Source organism: Pseudomonas sp. NPDC089395, from assembly GCF_044749525.1.
In the GTDB taxonomy this organism is placed as follows: domain Bacteria; phylum Pseudomonadota; class Gammaproteobacteria; order Pseudomonadales; family Pseudomonadaceae; genus Aquipseudomonas.
In genome coordinates this window covers 150,332-169,355 of record NZ_JBIVID010000009.1, presented here as the reverse complement: position 1 = coordinate 169,355, position 19,024 = coordinate 150,332, and the positions used below count along the sequence as shown (strand labels likewise).

The 19,024-nt window shown below is 63.5% G+C and carries 20 protein-coding genes; 15 read left to right on the top strand and 5 right to left on the bottom strand.

Translation table 11 applies throughout. From position 1 onward, the window contains the following. Window positions 1-47: 47 nt before the first annotated feature. From mpl to ACIPZG_RS19875, 3 genes are read left to right on the top strand one after another with little or no spacing between them, the layout of a single operon-like run. Window positions 48-1,397, top strand: a complete 1,350-nt coding sequence (mpl, locus tag ACIPZG_RS19885; protein WP_008098339.1) for a UDP-N-acetylmuramate:L-alanyl-gamma-D-glutamyl-meso-diaminopimelate ligase — start codon at window positions 48-50, stop codon at window positions 1,395-1,397. Then, window positions 1,394-2,023: a flavin prenyltransferase UbiX gene (ubiX, locus tag ACIPZG_RS19880; RefSeq protein ID WP_400643235.1), complete on the top strand. Its 630-nt coding sequence runs from the start codon at window positions 1,394-1,396 to the stop codon at window positions 2,021-2,023. Before mpl ends, ubiX begins: the two co-directional genes overlap by 4 nt. Beyond that, window positions 2,020-2,307, top strand: a complete 288-nt coding sequence (locus ACIPZG_RS19875) for a YceK/YidQ family lipoprotein (protein WP_008098335.1) — start codon at window positions 2,020-2,022, stop codon at window positions 2,305-2,307. Before ubiX ends, ACIPZG_RS19875 begins: the two co-directional genes overlap by 4 nt. Window positions 2,308-2,414: 107 nt before the next feature. Here ACIPZG_RS19875 and ACIPZG_RS19870 read toward each other — a convergent pair whose 3' ends face one another. The 3 genes from ACIPZG_RS19870 to ACIPZG_RS19860 form a co-directional block, all read right to left on the bottom strand. After that, window positions 2,415-3,059 (bottom strand): oxidoreductase, encoded by a 645-nt coding sequence (locus ACIPZG_RS19870; protein WP_008098334.1) that lies wholly within the window; start codon window positions 3,057-3,059, stop codon window positions 2,415-2,417. A 27-nt stretch (window positions 3,060-3,086) separates the two neighbouring features. Next, window positions 3,087-4,820, bottom strand: coding sequence for a C13 family peptidase (locus ACIPZG_RS19865; RefSeq protein WP_400716305.1), 1,734 nt, complete (start codon window positions 4,818-4,820; stop codon window positions 3,087-3,089). Window positions 4,821-4,951: 131 nt separating this feature from the next. Further along, a complete protein-coding gene (locus ACIPZG_RS19860) occupies window positions 4,952-5,407 on the bottom strand; it encodes a MaoC family dehydratase (RefSeq protein ID WP_008098330.1) in 456 nt (151 codons plus the stop codon). Window positions 5,408-5,551: 144 nt separating this feature from the next. Here ACIPZG_RS19860 and ACIPZG_RS19855 point away from each other — a divergent pair, with 144 nt between their 5' ends. From ACIPZG_RS19855 to ACIPZG_RS19845, 3 genes are read left to right on the top strand one after another with little or no spacing between them, the layout of a single operon-like run. Next, window positions 5,552-5,914: a CidA/LrgA family protein gene (locus tag ACIPZG_RS19855; protein WP_400643238.1), complete on the top strand. Its 363-nt coding sequence runs from the start codon at window positions 5,552-5,554 to the stop codon at window positions 5,912-5,914. Next, window positions 5,911-6,627 (top strand): LrgB family protein, encoded by a 717-nt coding sequence (locus tag ACIPZG_RS19850; protein ID WP_400716303.1) that lies wholly within the window; start codon window positions 5,911-5,913, stop codon window positions 6,625-6,627. The genes ACIPZG_RS19855 and ACIPZG_RS19850 overlap by 4 nt, the downstream gene beginning before the upstream one ends. Window positions 6,628-6,636: 9 nt before the next feature. Beyond that, window positions 6,637-7,227: an LON peptidase substrate-binding domain-containing protein gene (locus ACIPZG_RS19845; protein WP_400716301.1), complete on the top strand. Its 591-nt coding sequence runs from the start codon at window positions 6,637-6,639 to the stop codon at window positions 7,225-7,227. 25 nt (window positions 7,228-7,252) lie between these two features. On the opposite strand, the gene ACIPZG_RS19840 is transcribed toward ACIPZG_RS19845, so the two are convergent. Both ACIPZG_RS19840 and ACIPZG_RS19835 read right to left on the bottom strand, forming a co-directional pair. Beyond that, entirely contained in the window at window positions 7,253-8,569 is a 1,317-nt protein-coding gene (locus ACIPZG_RS19840) for a bifunctional DedA family/phosphatase PAP2 family protein (protein WP_400716299.1), read from the bottom strand. A 3-nt stretch (window positions 8,570-8,572) separates the two neighbouring features. Further along, on the bottom strand, window positions 8,573-9,265 hold the full coding sequence (locus ACIPZG_RS19835) for a DNA-3-methyladenine glycosylase (RefSeq protein WP_400716297.1): 693 nt from the start codon (window positions 9,263-9,265) through the stop codon (window positions 8,573-8,575). 294 nt (window positions 9,266-9,559) lie between these two features. Between ACIPZG_RS19835 and ACIPZG_RS19830 the strand changes: the two genes are divergently transcribed. The 9 genes from ACIPZG_RS19830 to ACIPZG_RS19790 all read left to right on the top strand — a co-directional run bounded on the left by ACIPZG_RS19830 (window position 9,560) and on the right by ACIPZG_RS19790 (window position 18,966). Next, window positions 9,560-10,831: a glutamate-5-semialdehyde dehydrogenase gene (locus tag ACIPZG_RS19830; RefSeq protein WP_400716295.1), complete on the top strand. Its 1,272-nt coding sequence runs from the start codon at window positions 9,560-9,562 to the stop codon at window positions 10,829-10,831. Between the two features lies 1 nt (window position 10,832). Continuing rightward, window positions 10,833-11,492, top strand: coding sequence for a nicotinate-nucleotide adenylyltransferase (gene nadD / locus ACIPZG_RS19825; RefSeq protein WP_400643244.1), 660 nt, complete (start codon window positions 10,833-10,835; stop codon window positions 11,490-11,492). 44 nt (window positions 11,493-11,536) lie between these two features. Next, complete coding sequence (gene rsfS / locus ACIPZG_RS19820; RefSeq protein WP_008090423.1) at window positions 11,537-11,959, top strand: ribosome silencing factor; 423 nt, start codon at window positions 11,537-11,539, stop codon at window positions 11,957-11,959. Between the two features lie 9 nt (window positions 11,960-11,968). Then, entirely contained in the window at window positions 11,969-12,436 is a 468-nt protein-coding gene (rlmH, locus tag ACIPZG_RS19815; protein ID WP_008090421.1) for a 23S rRNA (pseudouridine(1915)-N(3))-methyltransferase RlmH, read from the top strand. Between the two features lie 16 nt (window positions 12,437-12,452). Further along, window positions 12,453-14,342: a penicillin-binding protein 2 gene (mrdA, locus tag ACIPZG_RS19810; protein WP_008090416.1), complete on the top strand. Its 1,890-nt coding sequence runs from the start codon at window positions 12,453-12,455 to the stop codon at window positions 14,340-14,342. A 38-nt stretch (window positions 14,343-14,380) separates the two neighbouring features. Continuing rightward, window positions 14,381-15,484, top strand: coding sequence for a rod shape-determining protein RodA (rodA, locus tag ACIPZG_RS19805; RefSeq protein WP_400643252.1), 1,104 nt, complete (start codon window positions 14,381-14,383; stop codon window positions 15,482-15,484). Between the two features lie 17 nt (window positions 15,485-15,501). Continuing rightward, complete coding sequence (mltB, locus tag ACIPZG_RS19800; protein WP_400643246.1) at window positions 15,502-16,512, top strand: lytic murein transglycosylase B; 1,011 nt, start codon at window positions 15,502-15,504, stop codon at window positions 16,510-16,512. Then, window positions 16,512-17,513: a septal ring lytic transglycosylase RlpA family protein gene (locus tag ACIPZG_RS19795; protein WP_400716293.1), complete on the top strand. Its 1,002-nt coding sequence runs from the start codon at window positions 16,512-16,514 to the stop codon at window positions 17,511-17,513. The genes mltB and ACIPZG_RS19795 overlap by 1 nt, the downstream gene beginning before the upstream one ends. A 292-nt stretch (window positions 17,514-17,805) precedes the next feature. Then, window positions 17,806-18,966, top strand: a complete 1,161-nt coding sequence (locus tag ACIPZG_RS19790; protein WP_400716291.1) for a D-alanyl-D-alanine carboxypeptidase family protein — start codon at window positions 17,806-17,808, stop codon at window positions 18,964-18,966. Window positions 18,967-19,024: the final 58 nt, after the last annotated feature.

Here is a 19,024-nt window from a genome sequence, read left to right as displayed (position 1 = left end):
TTCCCCCGCCCTGGGCTACCCTGCCTCGAAGTTTTGCGAGGTCGACCATGCATATTCATATTCTCGGTATTTGCGGCACTTTCATGGGTTCCCTGGCGGTGCTGGCCAAAGCGCTCGGCCACCGCGTCACGGGCTCCGACGCCAACGTCTATCCCCCGATGAGCACCCAGCTCGAGGCCCAGGGCATCGAGCTGACCCAAGGCTACGACCCGGCCCAGCTGGACCCGGCGCCGGACCTGGTGGTGATCGGCAACGCCATGTCGCGGGGCAACCCGGCGGTGGAGTATGTGCTCAACAAAGGCCTGCCTTACGTGTCCGGCCCGCAGTGGCTGGCCGACCACGTGCTGCAGGGCCGTTGGGTGCTGGCGGTGGCCGGCACCCACGGCAAAACCACCACCAGCAGCATGCTGGCCTGGGTGCTGGAGCACGCCGGCATGAGCCCGGGTTTCCTGATCGGGGGCGTGCCGCAGAACTTCTCGGTCTCGGCGCGTCTGGGCGATACCCCGTTCTTCGTGGTCGAGGCCGACGAATACGACAGTGCGTTCTTCGACAAGCGCTCAAAGTTCGTGCATTACCACCCGCGCACCGCGATCCTCAACAACCTCGAGTTCGATCACGCGGATATCTTCCCCGATCTGGCGGCCATCGAGCGGCAGTTCCATCACTTGGTGCGCACTATTCCAAGCGAGGGCCTGGTCATTCATCCCACCACCGAACAGGCCCTGGAGCGGGTGATCGGCATGGGCTGCTGGACCCCGGTGCAGACCACCGGTGAAGGCGGTCAGTGGCAAGCACGCCTGCTGAGCGCCGACGGCTCGCGTTTCGAAGTGCTGTTCGAGGGTGAAGCGCAGGGTGTGGTCGACTGGGCTTTGACTGGCCAGCACAACGTCGCCAACGCCCTGGCGACCCTGGCAGCCGCTCGCCATGTGGGCGTGGTGCCGGCGATGGGCATCGAGGGCCTGAGCGCCTTCAAGAGCGTCAAGCGCCGCATGGAAAAGGTCGCCGAAGTGCAGGGCGTGACCATCTACGATGACTTCGCCCACCACCCGACCGCCATCGCCACCACCCTCGACGGCCTGCGCAAGCAGGTAGGCGAGGCGCCGGTGATCGCGATCATCGAACCGCGCTCCAACTCGATGAAGCTGGGCGCCCACCGTGACGGCTTACCGGAGAGCGTCAACGACGCCGACCAGGTGATCTGGTACGCGCCTGCCAACCTGGGCTGGGACCTGGGCGCCACCGCCGCGCAATGCAAGGTGCCTAGCGTGGTGGCCGATAGCCTTGAAGCGATCATCGAGCGGGTCAAAGGCCAGGCGCGGCCGGGTACTCATGTAGTGATCATGAGCAATGGCGGCTTCGGCGGCCTGCACGGCAAGCTGGCCGAGGCCCTGAAGTGAGCGGGCCGGAACGCATTACCCTGGCCATGACCGGCGCCTCTGGGGCGCAGTATGGGTTGCGCCTGCTCGACTGCCTGGTGCGCGAAGACCGAGAGGTGCATTTCCTCATCTCCAAGGCTGCGCAGTTGGTGATGTCGACCGAGACCGACGTGGTGTTGCCGGCCAAGCCCCAGGCCATACAAGCGTTTCTGACCGAGTACACCGGTGCTGCGGACGGGCAGATCCGTGTGTATGGCAAGGAAGACTGGATGTCGCCGGTGGCCTCGGGCTCCGGCGCCCCAGCGGCGATGGTGGTGGTGCCTTGCTCCACTGGCACCCTGTCGGCCATTGCCAGCGGTGCCTGCAACAACCTGATCGAGCGTGCGGCGGACGTTACCCTCAAGGAGCGTCGCCAGCTGATTCTGGTGCCACGCGAGGCGCCGCTGTCGACCATCCATCTGGAGAACATGCTCAAGCTGTCGCAGATGGGGGCGGTGATCCTGCCCGCAGCGCCAGGCTTCTATCACCAGCCACAGACCATCGATGACCTGGTCGATTTCGTGGTGGCGCGCATTCTCAATCTGCTGAACATCCCGCAGGACATGTTGCCGCGCTGGGGTGAGCACCATTTCGGGGTGGATGATTGAAGCGTTCGCTGGCCGGGTTGCTGGCCGCGAGCTTGCTCAGTGGTTGCGCCACGGTACGCACGCTGGATGCGAACAAGCCAGGGGCGCCGGTGGTGTATGCCGGCACCCGGCTGGACCTGTACGTGATGAATGGGGGTTGCTGCCCGAAGGATCATTTCGGTGCCGAGGCGCCGGCGTATCCGGGGCTGGACCTGCCCGGCAGTGCGTTGCTGGATACCTTGTTGCTGCCGCTGTCACTGCTGACTGCGGCCGGGATCGGCTTCCAGGCTACGGGTGGTCTGTAAAAGCTATCGCCGGCAAGCCGGCTCCCACAGGGACTCCACTGAATTCGAATACAGTGGAGTCCCTGTGGGAGCCGGCTTGCCGGCGATAGGGCCCTTGCAGACGAAGGCTATTTCTTGCCCAGCTTGCGCAACTCATCCGACTCGATAATCCGAATCCCGTCTTCCTCTTCCAGCGCCAGACGCCACAGCGCTCGCGCCAAGGTGCACGCCTCGATCCCCCGATACTTGCCCGGCATCAATCGCGAAAACGGTGATGCCAGCCGCTCGCCCAGCCGCGGCTGAATTCGCTCCCCCAATAGCAGCGATGGCCTGACGATCGTCAACTGCGGCCAGTCCAGCGCTTTGAGCGCCTCTTCCATCTCGCCTTTGACCCGGTTGTAGAAAATCGGCGACTTCGGGTCGGCGCCGATGGCACTGACCACCAGCAGATGCCGCGCGCCCATTTCCCGTGCCCGCTTGCTGAAGGCCACCACCATGTCCAGGTCGACGGCGCGGAACGCTTGTTCCGAACCGGCTTGCTTGAGAGTGGTGCCAAGGCAGCAGTAGGCGATATCGACGCGCCCGGCCAGCTGCGGAAGAAACACCGCCGGGTCACCGACTGGGTTTTCCAGGTGTGGATGAGCCGCCAGCGGCCGACGAGTCGGCGCCAGCACGCGGCTGATGGTGGGTTCGTTGAGCAGGCGGTCAAGCAGGTGTTCACCGGTAAGGCCCGTTGCACCGGCAAGCAGGACATGCTGAGGCGTCAAGTACATGATGTCTCTCCTGTGTTACACACAAGCTTAGTGGGTGCCAGGCGTTTTTGCCTGCTCCTGCGCCTGGGCTCGTGTGGCGTTGCGCAAGGCTTCTTCCGCTTGTTGCTGGCGCAGGCGCTGCCAATGTGCCAGTACTGCGGGCGGGGCCCAGATCTGTGGCTCTGAGGCCTCGAAACCTTCCCTTCCTTCACGTTCGGCAACGCTGCTGCGCGCCAGTTCGAACGCCTGTTTCAAATCATCGGTCTGGTTCAATGCCTCGGCGAACAAGGCGTCGCCAAAGTAAGTGAAATCGGCCTCTTCCGAGCAGCCGAAGGACACTCGGTCGGCACGCGCGGCGGTCATGATCACGGTGCGATCGTCTTTGAGCGGCGCGATATAACCGCCGGAATAGCAGGCGGAGATGACAATTATCTTGTCGCGGTCCTTGAGCGGGGCCAAGGCGCTGGCCAGCTCATCGGCGGGCAGGTCGGCCAGCTGAAAGCGCGGCTGATCGAGCACCAGTTGGTGGTCCGCGCTGCCGTGGCTGGTCAGGTAGATGAACACCAGGTCTTCCGGGCCGCTGCGTTCGGCCAGGGTGCGGGCCGCTCGGGTCAGGTTCTCGCGGGTGGCCATGGGCCGGGTCGTCATCTGGTCGCGGTGGTTGACCAAGGTGACCTGGCCGCGTGCCCCGAAGCGCACCTTGAGCATATTGCTGACATAGTCGGCTTCGCGCAGGAACACGCTCTGTTGGCCATCGCCCGCCAGCACCAGGCTATACAGCTGGATGGGCGGGGCCGAGCGGGGCACGCGGGACAGAGCTTCTTCGAGCAAACGACCTTGGTTGAGCAGGGCCAGGTCCAGTGGGTCAGGCAGCAGCTTGCCCTTTTGGTCGCGCACGCGCACACCGTTGACCCAGTAGCCGCTTTCGACCTTGCCATTGGCCAGGGTCAGTTTGCCTTGGCCGTGGTAGGCATCGTTGTCGAAGCCGCCGATGTATTTGCTGCCATCAGGCAGTTGCAGGCTGCCGTGGCCAGAGAGGCGCCAGTCGACGAAGTTGCCCTTGTAGTGGCTACCGTCGCTGCCCAGCAGTTCGCCGTCGCCGATCAGCGCACCGTCCTTGAACTCGCCGATCCACACATCGCCGTCGGCATTCTCGTAGCGGCCGCGGCCCTCAAGGCGGTTGTCCTTGAACTCGCCGATGTACTGTTCGCCATCGACGCTGTCGTAGGTGCCGCTGCCTTGCAACTGGCCGTCGACGAAGCGGCCGCTGAACTGGTTGCCGCTGGCATCGCTGCGCACGCCGGCACCGTTGGGCTTGCCCTTGGCGAACAGGCCCTGGTAGCGACTGCCGTCGGCCAGTTCGAGCTGGCCCGCACCCTCGTACTGGTCGTCCTTGAACTGGCCACGGTAGGTCTGGTCGGCCTGCTTGAGCGCGCCTTCGCCATCACGTCGGCCATGGCTGAAGGTGCCGGCGTAGTGGCTGCCGGGGGTGGTCAGGTCGCCCAGGCCCTGGAACAGCCCGGCGGCGAACTGGCCGCGATAGACCTCGCCATTGCTGCCGTGCCACTCGCCCTGGCCATGCCATTGGCCGTCCTTGAAGCTGCCGGCGTACCAGCTGCCATTGGGGTAGTCGATGCGTCCTTCACCCTGTAGCAGGCCGTCCACTACCTGCCCGCGATAGCGACCGCCGTCGGGCAAGCGCGCGTCCGGTGGCGACAATGCTTCGCCATCACCGCAAGCGGCGAGCAGCAGGGTCAGGGCGAGTGGGAGCAGTGGACGCATGGCGGAATCCGGGCAATAGGTCTGCCGAGTATGCCGCAGAATGGTGCGCTATAGGTATGGCTGACCGGGCGGACGGGGTCTTGGCCAAGCCTGCTCCATCAGGCAGCAGGCTGGGTCACGAACAGGCTTTGTCAGACGAAGCAGAGCGACAAAGGTTCGGCAATGTAGGCGGGTTTCTCTTCGCCTTCGATTTCCAGGGTCACCGTGGCCTTGAGCAGCCACTGCCCGGGCTTCTTCTCGGTCACTTGGGCCAGTTCGACCTTGAGTCGCACATTGCTGTCGACCTTCACCGGTTGAATGAACCGTACGCTGTCCAGGCCGTAGTTGACGACCATCTTCATCCCTTCGGGCAATACCAGGACGTCCAGCATCAATTTGGGTATCAACGACAAGGTCAGAAAGCCGTGGGCAATGGTGCTGCCAAACGGGGTTTTCGCCGCTTTTTCCGGGTCGACATGAATGAACTGGAAATCGCCGGTGGCCTCGGCGAACAGGTTGATGCGTTGTTGATCGATCTTCATCCAGTCGGAACGTCCCAGTTCCTTTCCAACGTATTGCGACAACTCGTTTACCGGTACAAGGGGCATCACGACTCTCCAGGTTCTTATTTGGTACGACAGTGCTAGATCAGCACGACTTGCTGGCTCAGTCAAGTTGACCCGCTTTTCGGCGAATATCGGCTTATGGAGGGGCCGTGCTTATAATGGCCGGCATGCCCGAAGGAGATTCTTATGCTGTTGCGTGGTTTGACCTGGCTGGTGCTGTTTCAGCTGCTGGGTACTGCAATCAATCATCTGTGCGTACCGATGTTGCCGGGGCCGATCATCGGCCTGCTGCTATTGCTGTTCTTCCTCATGGCCCGTGGTGAGGTGGGCAAGCCGCTGAACGAGGCGGCCAGCAGTCTATTGCGCTACCTGCCGTTACTGCTGGTGCCGCCGGCGGTAGGGGTAATGGTCTATGCCAAGGACATTGCCGCTGACTTCTGGGCCATTGCTGGCGCCTTGTTGATTTCCTGCCTGGTCACCCTGGTTTTCGTGGGTGTTCTGATGCAAAAGCTCATGCAGCGCCAAGGTAAGCGCGGGGAGCCGTCATGATGCTCGATTGGCAGGGCGCGCTGGATGCGGTTGTCCACCATCCCTTGTTCGGTATCGGCATCACCCTGGCCGCCTATCAGCTCGTGCTGGCCGCCTACGAGCGCACGCGCTGGATCTTCCTGCAGCCGGTGCTGGTGTCCATGGTGCTGGTGATCGCGGTGCTGCTGGTGTGTGGCATCGACTACCGCGAATACCGCAAGAGCACCGAAATCATGAACATCCTGCTCGGCCCCGCCACCGTGGCGCTGGCCGTGCCGCTGTACCTCAACCTGCGGCGTATCCGTCAGCTGTTCTGGCCGACATTTACTACGCTGGTAATCGGAGGCCTGTTCGCCACGGTCTGTTGCCTGCTGCTGGGCTGGTGGTTCGGGGCCGAGCACATGATTCTGATGACCATGGCGCCGAAGTCGGTCACCTCGCCCATCGCCATGCTGGTGGCCGAGCAGATTGGCGGCGTGGCGGCCTTGGCGGCGGTGTTCGTGCTGATTACCGGGGTGATCGGGGCCATTTTCGGCCCTGCGCTGTTGAGCCGCTTTGGTGTGCACAGCCCTGAGGCGCGGGGCATGTCACTGGGCGTTACGGCGCATGCCGTGGGCACCTCGGTGGCCCTGCAGGAAAGTGACGAGTGCGGCGCGTTTGCCGCGTTGGCGATGAGCCTGATGGGTGTGGCCACGGCGGTGTTCCTGCCGTTGGCGGTCAGCCTGGTGGCTTGAGGAGTTGTGATGACGCTACCGCTGTTTCCGCTCGATACCGTGCTGTTTCCCGGCTGTCTGCTGGATTTGCAGATTTTCGAGGCGCGCTACCTGGACATGATAGGCCGGTGCATGAAGCAAGGCACAGGCTTTGGTGTGGTGTGCATCCTCGAAGGCGAGCAGGTCGGCAAGGCGCCACCGGTGGTCGCGTCGATCGGCTGTGAGGCGCTGATTCGCGATTTCGTCCAGCAGGACAATGGCTTGCTGGGCATTCGCGTGGAAGGGGGGCGGCGTTTCGAGCTGAGCCAGACCGAGGTGCAGAAGGATCAACTGCTGCTGGGCGAGGTTCATTGGCTGCCGGAACAGCCGGACAGCCCCCTGACCGAGCAGGATGACGACCTGCTGGCGCTGCTGGTGGCTCTGGGCGAGCATCCGATGGTCGAAGCCCTGGACATGCCGAGGGATGTCGACGGGCGCCAGGCGCTGGCCAACCAGCTGGCTTATCTGCTGCCGTTCATGGAAGAGGACAAGCTGGACCTGCTGGCGATCGACTCGCCGGCCGAGCGCCTGGCCGAGATCCAGAAGCTGCTGGAGCGGATTCAGGGTGAGTTGTTTGCCTGAGTGAACACTGTCGCCTGTACCGGCCTCAATATTGATAACGCAGCAGCGCCTGCGGCAACGCATGCATGGCAAAGAACGCCAGCAAGGCGATGCACGCCGGCAGCACCAGCCACCAAGCCCGCTGCGGCAGCGCATTGAGTGGCTGACGGTGTTGCACCAGCGTCAGGCTGAGCGCACACACGCAGCAGGCCAGCAAGGCCCCCGCCATGATGTCAGTCGGCCAGTGCGCCCCCAAGTATACCCGCGACAAGGCGATCGCCAGCGCCGGTAGGCACCCCAGCAGTATCCACGTCAGGCGCATGCGCGGTGGCTGACCGCGCCCCGCCAGCACCGCCATCACCAGAAAGAACGCAAACGACGCCGAGCTGTGCCCGCTGGGCATGCTGTAGCTGGTCAATGGGTCGCTCAGCACTTCGGGCCGGGCGCGGGCGAACAACCATTTCAACGTGCCATTGGCGATCGCCGTGCCCATCAGCGCACCGCCCGCGAACAACGCATGGCGCCATTGGCGCGCGAGCAGCAGCAGGCCGGTCAGCAGCCCGCCGAGGAACAGTTGGGTGCGGAAGTCGCCCAGGCGAGTCACCAGCACCACACTGCCGTCGAGGGCCTGGCTGCGATGTTCCTGCACCAGGGTCATCACCCCTTGATCGAACTCGTGCAGATACGGCCAACCCAGGAATACCCCGGCCAAGGCCAGGAAACTCAGGCCGGCGATCAGCCGCGTACCGTGGCGCTGGTCGCGAATGCTGCTGTTCAGGCTCAGGCCGATCACCACCGCCAGGGTGCCGGCGATGATGCCTGCATCCAGCCAGAAGCCTTCCGGCAGTGGCAGGCGCATGGCCGCGCCGGTGGCCCAGCCGGGCAGCAGATACGCTACCGACCAGCCCGCGCCGGCCACCAGACTTACCACGATGAAGCGAGGTAGCGGCATGTCGAACATCCCCGCCACCATCGGCAGCATCGGCCGTAGCGGGCCGATGAAACGGCCTACCAGCAAACTGGCGATGCCATAACGATGGAAGTAGGTCTCGGCGCTGCCGATCCATTCCGGGTGGTGACGCAGCAGCGGCAGGCGTCGAATGTTCTGGTGGAAGTATTTGCCGATCGTGTAGGACAAAGCGTCGCCGAGCAGGCCGCCAAGAAACCCCAGCAGCAAGGTTTCGCCGAGGGTGAAGGCGCCACTGCCGGCCAGTACCGCCACAGCGAAGAGCAACACGGTACCGGGCACGATGATGCCGGCGATGGCCAGGCACTCGATGCAAGCCACCAGAAAAATCGCCAGGCCAAGCCACTGTGGGTTGGCGCTGAGCCAGCCGGTCAGGCTGTCGAGCCATTGGCCCATGCTTTAGCTTCCTTGTTGGAGAATGAAGAAGTCTTGCCCTTCGACTTGCCCCCGACGCAGCGGGTTCCGGGTGCAGAAGCGGGCGTATTCGGCGTCGACGAAGCGGTACGGCAGGTGCTCGTCGCGGCCATGGGGGATGCCCAGGCGGGCCGCCTGGATCACCTTGGGCACGGCGATGCCGCAGTCGTCGACGTAGAGGCGCTCGGGGTCGAAGCGCTGGGCATCCCATTGCGGTACCTTCAGGCCCATGGCCCGGCACAGCAAGGTCTGCCCGGCGCACAGGCGCTCCGGTGGGCGCAGGTTGCCGCTCGCGTCGGGGTTGTTCAGTTGCATCTGTGCCAGGCTGTTGGCCGTGGAGATGGCGTCTACCCAAGGGTAGGCGGACTTGATCAACACCGCGTTGCCTGGGCCCTGGGCACTGAAGTTGAGCGAATCGCCGCCGCGGGCGTAGTACATGTAGATATGCCCGCCATCGAGAAACAGCGCCTTGCGCTTCTCGGTGTAGCCGAGGGAGGCGTGGCTGCCCTTGTCGGTCAGGTAGTAGGCCTCGGTCTCGATGATTCGCGCGGCCAGCCACAGGTCACCGTGGCGGTGACGGATGACTTTGCCCAGCAGGGCCTTGGCCAGGGCTTGGGCGTCTTGGTCGAAGAAACTGTCGGGCAAGGCGCGGGCAGGGCAGGGGGCTGTATCTGGCATGCTGGCGGTTCGTCAGGATGAAGGCGCGGATGATAGCAACGAATCGCTTAACCGAGGCTGAACCACACAGATCGAGTTGGCCCTGTCGCCGGCAAGCCAGCTGCCACAAATCCCCTGTGGGAGCCGGCTTGCCGGCGACAGGCCGGACCTGCAAGAGGATATTTCGATAAGCGCAGTTACATCTTTCCGGGTTTTGGCGATGACCATTTTCGACCATCCGCCACCCGCCGCTGGGCGTACACCTGCGCGACAGTTATAATCAGCCGATTTCCCCTTCGCCAAGACACCGAACCCATGACTGAGTCCGTTCTTGACTATATGACCCGCTTGGGTCGCGCCGCTCGCCAGGCTTCCCGGGTGATCGCCCGCGCCAGTACCGCGCAGAAGAACCGCGCCCTGCAGGCCGCCGCCGATGCCCTGGACGCCGCGCGTGTCGAGCTTGCCGCAGCCAACGAACTGGACTTGGCCGCCGGCCGTGCCAATGGCCTGGAGCCGGCGCTGCTGGACCGCCTGGCCCTGACCCCGGCGCGCATCGATGGCATGATCACCGGCCTGCGCCAGGTAGCCAGCCTGCCGGATCCGGTCGGTGCCATCCGCGACATGAGCTATCGCCCGTCGGGTATCCAGGTGGGCAAGATGCGCGTGCCACTGGGCGTGATCGGCATCATCTACGAGTCGCGCCCGAACGTGACTATCGATGCGGCCAGCCTGTGCCTGAAGTCGGGCAATGCCACGATCCTGCGCGGCGGTTCCGAGGCCATTCACTCCAACCGCGCCATCGCCACCTGCATCCAGCGTGGCCTGGCCGAGGCCGGCCTGCCGGCGGCGGTGGTACAAGTGGTCGAGACCACCGACCGGGAAGCGGTCGGCGCGCTGATCAGCATGCCCGAGTTCGTCGACGTCATCGTCCCGCGCGGTGGTCGTGGCCTGATCGAACGCATCAGCCGTGATGCACGCGTGCCGGTGATCAAGCACCTGGACGGCATTTGCCACGTCTATGTCGCCGAGCACGCCGACCTGGACAAGGCCTGGCGCGTCGCCTTCAACGCCAAGACCTACCGTTATGGCATCTGCGGCGCGATGGAAACCCTGCTGGTCGACCAAACTGTGGCCGCAGGCTTCCTGCCGGAAATGGCTCGCCGCTTCCAGGACAAAGGCGTCGAACTGCGCGGCTGCGAACGCACCCGTGCGCTGATCGATGCCAAGCCGGCCACTGAAGACGACTGGCACACCGAGTACCTCGACGCGATCCTGTCGATTCGTGTGGTCGACGGCCTGGACCAGGCTATCGAGCACATCAATCACTATGGCTCGCACCACACCGATTCGATCATCACCGAGCACCAGGGGCAATCTCGCCAGTTCATGGCCGAGGTCGACTCGGCATCGGTGATGCTCAATACCCCGACCTGCTTCGCCGACGGTTTCGAGTACGGTCTGGGCGCGGAGATCGGCATTTCCACCGACAAGCTGCACGCTCGCGGCCCTGTCGGCCTGGAAGGCCTGACCTGCGAGAAATACGTGGTGATCGGTGACGGCCAACTGCGCGGCCAGGAGTCCTGCTGAGTTGAGCAAGGCCCAGGCAGTCCGGCGCATCGGCATTCTTGGCGGTACTTTCGACCCCGTGCACATCGGCCACCTGCGCAGCGCGCTGGAGGTGGCCGAGTTCATGGCGCTCGATGAGCTGCGCCTGTTGCCCAATGCCCGCCCGCCACACCGCGATACCCCGCAGGTGGCGGCGCAGGACCGCCTGGCGATGGTGCGCGAGGCGGTGCAAGGCGTCGAGCGCCTGACTGTCGATGCCCGGGAGCTCGAGCGCGACAAGCCGTCGTACACCATCGACACCCTGGAATCGATCCGCGCCGAACTGGGCGCCAACGACCAGCTGTTCCTGGTGCTGGGCTGGGATGCCTTTTGCGGCCTGCCTGGCTGGCACCGCTGGGAAGAGCTGCTGCAACACTGTCACATCCTGGTGCTGCAACGCCCAGATGCCGACGTTGAACCAACTGACGAGCTGCGCAACCTGCTGGCTGCGCGCTCCGAGAGCGATCCCACCGCCATGTCCGGCCCGGCGGGGAATATTTCGTTCGTCTGGCAGACCCCGCTCGCGGTGTCGGCTACACAGATCCGACAGCTGCTGGCCAGCGGCAAATCGGTGAGGTTCCTGGTGCCGGACGCCGTACTGGCCTATATCGAGGCGCACGAACTGTATCGTGCCCCTAACTGACGGTGCCCCAGGGCGCCTCATTCAAACGAGTCGAAGAGTTTTTTATGAGCAAGCAGAAAATCAATGGCGAAGACCTGGTCAAACTGACCATCAGCGCGCTGGAAGACGTCAAGGCCCAGGACATCCAGGTCATCGACGTGCGCGAAAAGCACAGCCTGACCGACTACATGATCATTGCCACCGGTACCTCCAATCGCCAGATCAACGCGATGCTGGAAAAGGTCCGTGAAGCCGTCAAGAAAGAAGGCGCACAGCCGCTGGGCGAAGAAGGCAAGGGCGACAGCGACTGGGTGCTGCTGGACCTGAACGACGTCATCGTGCACATGATGACCGCCGCTGCCCGCCAGTTCTACGACCTGGAGCGTCTGTGGCTGGGTGCCGAGCAGAGCCGTGCCGCCGATGCCAAGCACCACAGCCCGGAAAACGCCAGCGACTACTTCACCGACAAGCTCAAAGACCGGGAATAAGGAAGCGTCGTGCGTCTGCGTCTGATCGCGGTCGGCTCGCGCATGCCCAAGTGGGTCGAGGAAGGCTGGCATGAATATGCCAAGCGCCTGCCCCAGGAGCTGTCGCTCGAGCTGGTGGAAATCCCGCTGAACACCCGTGGCAAGAATGCCGACGTCGCCCGCCTGATCCGTCAGGAGGGCGAAGCCATGCTGAGCAAGGTGCAGCCTGGGGAACGCATCGTCACGCTCGAGGTCCATGGCAAGCCCTGGAGTACCGAGCAACTGGCCACAGAGCTGGACCGTTGGCGCCTGGACTCGCGCACGGTGAATTTGATGGTGGGCGGCCCGGAAGGGCTGGCGCCTGAGGTCTGCGCGCGCGCTGAGCAACGCTGGTCGCTGTCGCCGCTGACCCTGCCGCACCCGTTGGTAAGGATACTCATCGGCGAGCAGATCTATCGCGCCTGGACCGTGTTGTCCGGGCACCCTTACCATAAATGAGCCTGTAAGCAGTCCGATGTCGCAGCCGATCCGTCTCAAGGACCACGAGAAAGACGCCCGCTTGGTGCGCAACCGCGTCGTGGTCGGCGCAGTCGCGATCGTGTTGCTGATCTGTGTACTGATTGCACGCTTGTATTACCTGCAGATCATTCAGTACGACTATCACTCCACGCTGTCGGAGAACAACCGGGTGCACGTGCAGCCGATTCCGCCGACGCGGGGGCTGATCTTCGACCGTAACGGGGTGATCATCGCCGATAACCGGCCCAGCTTCAGCTTGTCCATGACCCGTGAACGTGCGGGTAACTGGCAGGAAGTGCTGGACAACATCGTCGAAGTGCTGGAGCTCACCCCTGACGACAGGGCGCTGTTCGAGAAGCGCATGAGGCAGGGGCGGCGACCGTTCGAACCGGTACCGATCCTGTTCGAGCTGACCGAAGAGCAGATCGCCCGTGTGGCAGTGAACCAGTTCCGCCTGCCAGGCGTGGAAGTGGTTGCCCAGTTGGTGCGTCATTACCCGCAAGGGGCGCATTTTGCCCATTCGGTCGGCTATGTCGGGCGGATCAACGAGAAAGAGCTCAAGACCCTCGACCCGGTCAACTACAGCGGCACTCACCATATCGGCAAGACCGGTATCGAGCGCTTCTACGAAGACGACCTGCACGGTCAGGTCGGCTACGAGGAAGTCGAGACCAACGCGCGAGGCCGGGTGCTGCGGGTGCTCAAACGCACCGATCCGAAGCCGGGCAAGGACATCGTACTGAGCCTGGACATCAAGCTGCAGGAAGCCGCCGAAGCCGCCCTGGGCGGTCGCCGTGGCGCAGTCGTGGCGCTCGATCCGCGTACCGGCGAGGTGCTGGCGATGGTCAGCCAGCCGAGCTTCGACCCCAACCTGTTCGTCACCGGCATCAGCTTCAAGGCCTATGCCGAACTGCGTGACTCGATCGACCGGCCGCTGTTCAACCGTGTACTACGCGGCCTCTATCCGCCAGGTTCGACCATCAAGCCGGCAGTGGCCATCGCTGGCCTCGACAGTGGTGTGGTCAATGCCGGTAGCCGGGTGTTCGACCCAGGCTACTACCAGCTGCCCAACTACGATCACAAATACCGTAACTGGAACCGCTCCGGTGATGGCTGGGTCGATCTCGACACCGCGATCATGCGTTCCAATGACACCTATTTCTACGACCTTGCCCACAAGATGGGCATCGACCGCTTGTCCACCTACATGAACAAGTTCGGCATCGGCCAGAAGGTCGCCCTCGACATGTTCGAGGAGTCGCCTGGCCTGATGCCTTCGCGTGAGTGGAAGCGCGCCACCCGCCGTCAAGCCTGGTTCCCGGGCGAAACGCTGATTCTCGGCATCGGCCAGGGCTACATGCAGGCCACCCCGCTGCAGCTGGCCCAGGCCACTGCGCTGATCGCCAACAAGGGGGTATGGAACCGCCCGCACCTGGCCAAGACCATCGAAGGCCAGCCGCCGGTGGACCCCAACCCGATGGAAGACATCGTCCTGCGCGACAAGTCCGACTGGGCCAAGGTCACCCATGGCATGGAGCAGGTGATGCACAACGCCCGGGGTACTGCGCGCAAGGCTGCGGCCGGTTCCCAGTACCGTATCGCCGGCAAGAGCGGTACCGCTCAGGTGGTGGCGATCAAGCAGGGCGAGAAGTACGACCGTAACAAACTTCAGGAGCGCCATCGCGACCACGCCTTGTTCGTCGCCTTCGCCCCGGCCGACGCTCCGAAGATCGTGGTGTCGGTGATGGTCGAGAACGGCGAATCCGGCTCCGGCGTCGCTGCCCCCGTGGTGCGGCAGATCATGGACGCCTGGCTGCTCGACGAGAACGGCCGGCTCAAGCCTGAATTCGCCCCTGCCACCGTCGCTCAGGAAACGGCCCCGTGAAAAACAACTTCGATCGCATGCTCTCCAGCGAGGACGTGATGCGTCGACGCGCCAGCTTTCTGCAGCGCATCCACATCGACGGCCCCTTGCTGGTCATCCTCCTGACCCTCGCGGCGGGCAGCCTGTTCGTGCTCTATTCGGCCAGCGGCAAGAACTGGGACTTGCTGATCAAGCAGGCCACCTCGTTCGGCATCGGCCTGGTGTCGATGTTCATCATCGCCCAGCTTGAACCGCGCTTCATGGCGCGCTGGGTGCCGCTGGCGTACCTGGCCGGGGTATTCCTGCTGATCGTGGTGGACGTGATGGGCCACAACGCCATGGGTGCCACGCGCTGGATCAACATCCCCGGGGTGATCCGCTTCCAGCCCTCGGAATTCATGAAGATCATCATGCCGGCGACCATCGCCTGGTACCTGGCCAAGCGCACCTTGCCGCCACAGCTCAAGCATGTGGCCATCAGCCTGGTGCTGATCGGCGTGCCGTTCATTCTCATCGTCCGCCAGCCCGACCTGGGCACCGCACTGCTGATTCTCGCCTCCGGTGCCTTCGTGCTGTTCATGGGCGGCTTGCGCTGGCGCTGGATCATCAGCGTGCTGGCCGCCGCAGTGCCCGTGGCCGTGGCCATGTGGTTCTTCGTCATGCACGACTACCAGAAGCAGCGCGTGCTGACCTTCCTCGACCCGGAGAGCGACCCGCTGGGCACCGGCTGGAACATCATCCAGTCCAAGGCGGCGATCGGCTCGGGCGGGGTGTTCGGCAAGGGCTGGCTGCTGGGCACCCAGTCGCACCTGGACTTCCTTCCTGAAAGCCACACCGACTTCATCATTGCGGTGCTCGGCGAGGAATTCGGGCTGGTCGGTATCTGCCTGCTGCTGATCGTCTACCTGCTGCTGATCGGTCGCGGACTGATGATCACCGCCCAGGCCCAGACTCTCTACGGCAAGCTGCTGGCGGGCAGCTTGACCATGACCTTCTTTGTATACGTGTTCGTCAATATCGGTATGGTCAGCGGCCTTCTGCCCGTGGTGGGCGTGCCGCTGCCCTTCATCAGCTATGGCGGAACTTCGTTGGTGACGCTGCTGTCAGCGTTTGGCGTTCTGATGTCGATCCATACGCACCGCAAATGGATCGCACAGGTTTGAATAAGGTGAAGAATTTCATGCAAGCAGTGCGTAACTGGGCTGCCCGTTGTGCGCCGTGGATCGGTGCGGTGGGCCTGTTCAGCGCTGTCCAGCTCGCTCATGCCGGCGACTACGACGACTCGCCCCAGGTGGCCGAGTTCGTCAGCGAGATGACTCGCGACTACGGTTTTGCCGGTGAACAATTGATAGGCGTGTTCCGTGAGGTGCAGCGCAAGCAGTCGATCCTCGACGCCATTTCGCGCCCGGCCGAGCGGGTCAAGCCGTGGAAGGATTACCGGCCGATGTTCATCACCGATGCGCGTATCGCGCGCGGGGTGGACTTCTGGCGCCAACATGAGGCGGTGCTGGCCCGTGCCGAGCAGGAGTACGGCGTACCGGCTCAGTACATCGTCTCGATCATCGGAGTGGAGACCTTCTTCGGCCGTAATACCGGCAACTACCGCGTCATCGATGCGCTGTCGACCCTGGGCTTCGATTACCCGCCCCGTGCCGAATTCTTCCGCAAGGAGCTGCGCGAGTACCTGCTGCTGGCGCGTGAAGAGCAACTCGACCCGCTGACCCTCAAGGGCTCCTACGCTGGCGCCATGGGTCTGCCGCAGTTCATGCCGAGCAGCTTCCGCAATTACGCGGTGGATTTCGACGGCGACGGGCACATCAACATCTGGAACAACCCCGACGACGCCATCGGCAGCGTGGCCAGCTACTTCAAGCAACATGGCTGGGTGGCCGGGGAGGGCGTGGTCAGTCGCGCCCAGGTCAGTGGCGCACGTGTCGACGAGGGCCTGACCACCGGTATCGAGCCGGCGAAGACGTTCGGGGAGTTGCGGGCACTGGGCTGGTCGAGCCATGATGCGCTGCGCGATGATCTGCCGGTTACCGCCTTCCGTCTGGAGGGCGAAAACGGCCCCGAGTACTGGATGGGCCTGAAGAACTTCTACGCGATCACTCGCTACAACCGCAGCGTGATGTATGCCATGGCGGTGCATCAGCTCGCGGAACAGCTGGTCCAAGCACGGGGCGTCAAGTAATGCGCGCAATCTTCACTGCCAACACCTTCAAGCTGCTGACCTGCATGGCCGTCGGCGCGCTGCTGGCCAGCTGTTCCTCCAGCGGCCCGACCTCCAAGCCAAGCGGCAATACCGTGAGTTCCAAGCCCGGCCTGGATATCAACCGGGCCCACAAGGACGGTGCGCCGTGGTGGGACGTGGACGTGAACAAGATTCCCGATGCCACGCCAACCGTGCATACAGGGAACTACAAGGCCAACCCTTACACGGTGCTGGGCAAGACCTACTACCCGATGCAGGACTCGCGCAACTACCGCGCCGAGGGCACCGCATCGTGGTACGGCACCAAGTTCCACGGCCAGAACACCGCCAACGGTGAGCTGTATGACCTTTACGGCATGAGTGCGGCGCACAAGACCTTGCCGTTGCCGGCCTACGTGAAGGTGACCAACCTGGCCAACGGCCGTAGCGTGATCCTGCGCGTCAACGACCGTGGCCCGTTCTATTCCGACCGCATCATCGACCTGTCCTATGCCGCTGCCAAGAAACTGGGCTATGCCGAGATAGGTACCGCGCACGTGCGGGTTGAAGGCATCGACCCGCAGCAGTGGTGGGCCCAGAAGGGGCAGCAACCGCCATTGGTGCTCAAAGAGCCTCAGGTCGCGCAAACCCAGGCGATTGGGGCCAATACCGGGCGGGTCGAGCAGTGGACCCCGCCGCCACAACAGCATGCGGCGCCGGTGGTGCCGGTGCAGGTGGGCGGCAACAACGTGCCGGGCGCCAACGGTGGCAGCTTCCTGCAGGTCGGCGCCTTCGCCAACCCGGACGCCGCCGAGCTGCTGCGCTCGAAGCTCAGCACCATGGTCAGCGCACCGGTATTCATCAGCTCCATCGTGCGTAACCAGCAGACCCTGCACCGCGTGCGCCTGGGGCCGATCAACAGCCAGGGCGAGATCCAGCAGACACAAGACAGCATTCGCCTGGCGAACCTTGGGCAGGCCAAGCTGGTCACAGCTGACTGACAATGGCGCTGCCGTGTCATGTAGGAGCGGCCTTGTGTCGCCAAAGGGCCGCAAAGCGGCCCCCGAATTATGCGTTACCGCGTAGAGTGCCGGGGCTGCTGCGCAGCCCTTTCGCGACGCAAGGCCGCTCCTACAGGTTTTGTCATGAATTGCCGGGCGCGGCCATGTACAATGCCAGCTTTTGCGCGTTGCGCCAGGCTGCATTGCAGCCTCCAAAACTAGACTGACTGGCGCTGGGCACACGATGTGGCCCAGGGAACATCTCAGACCATTAGCGATTTTCGAGAGACGGATGAACATCACCAACCTTGCCAAACGACTATGCCTGCCCGTACTGCTGATGCTCACGCCTGCTGCCTTCGCGGCCGAGCAGATGATGCCGGCACCACCGCAACTGGCAGCCAAGTCCTACGTACTCATGGACGCGTCCAGCGGCAACGTGCTGGTCGAAAACAACGGTGACGAGCGTCTGCCGCCCGCCAGCTTGACCAAGCTGATGACTGCCTACATCGCCACCGTGGACATCCGTCGCGGCCAGATCGGCGAGAACGACCCGGTCACCGTCAGCGAGAACGCCTGGCGCACCGGCGGTTCGCGCATGTTCATCAAGGTTGGCAGCCAGGTCACCGTCAGTGACTTGCTGCACGGCATCATCATCCAGTCGGGCAACGACGCGTCGGTCGCCCTGGCCGAGCACATCGCCGGCAGCGAAGACGCCTTCGCCGACATGATGAACAAGACCGCTGCCGACATCGGCATGTCCAACAGCCACTTCATGAACCCGACCGGCCTGCCGAACCCGGACCACTACTCCTCGGCCCACGACATGGCGCTGCTGGCCCGTGCCATCATCGACATCGATCCGGCGCACTACGCGATCTACTCGCAGAAAGAGTTCTTCTGGAACAACATCAAGCAGCCCAACCGCAACCTGCTGCTGTGGCGTGACAAGACCGTCGACGGCCTGAAGACCGGCCACACCGACGAAGCCGGCTACTGCATGGTGGCTTCGGCGGTACGCGACGGCCAGCGCCTGATCGCCGTGGTGTTCGGCACCAACAGCGAGCAGTCCCGTGCTGCCGAGACCCAGAAGCTGCTGACCTACGGTTTCCGCTTCTTCGAAACCCAGACCTTCTACCAGAAGGGCACCGAGCTGACCCAGGCACCGGTCTGGAAGGGCGCTACCAGCATCGTCAAGGCGGGCCTGGCCAACGACCTGACCATGACTATGCCTAAAGGCCAATTGAAGCGCCTGCAGGCTTCGATGACCATGAACCCGCAGATCACCGCACCGATCGCCAAAGGTGACGTGATCGGTAAAGTGGAAGTCAAACTTGACGAGAACGTGGTTCACAGCGCCGACCTGATCGCCCTCGATGGCGTTGAGGAAGGTGGTTTCATCCGTCGTATGTGGGATAGCATCCGTCTATTCTTCTACGGGTTGTTCAACTGATTACGTGACCTGCCACGCCCCCGCCGATACTGCGGGGGCGTTGTTGTTGCCACGGCTT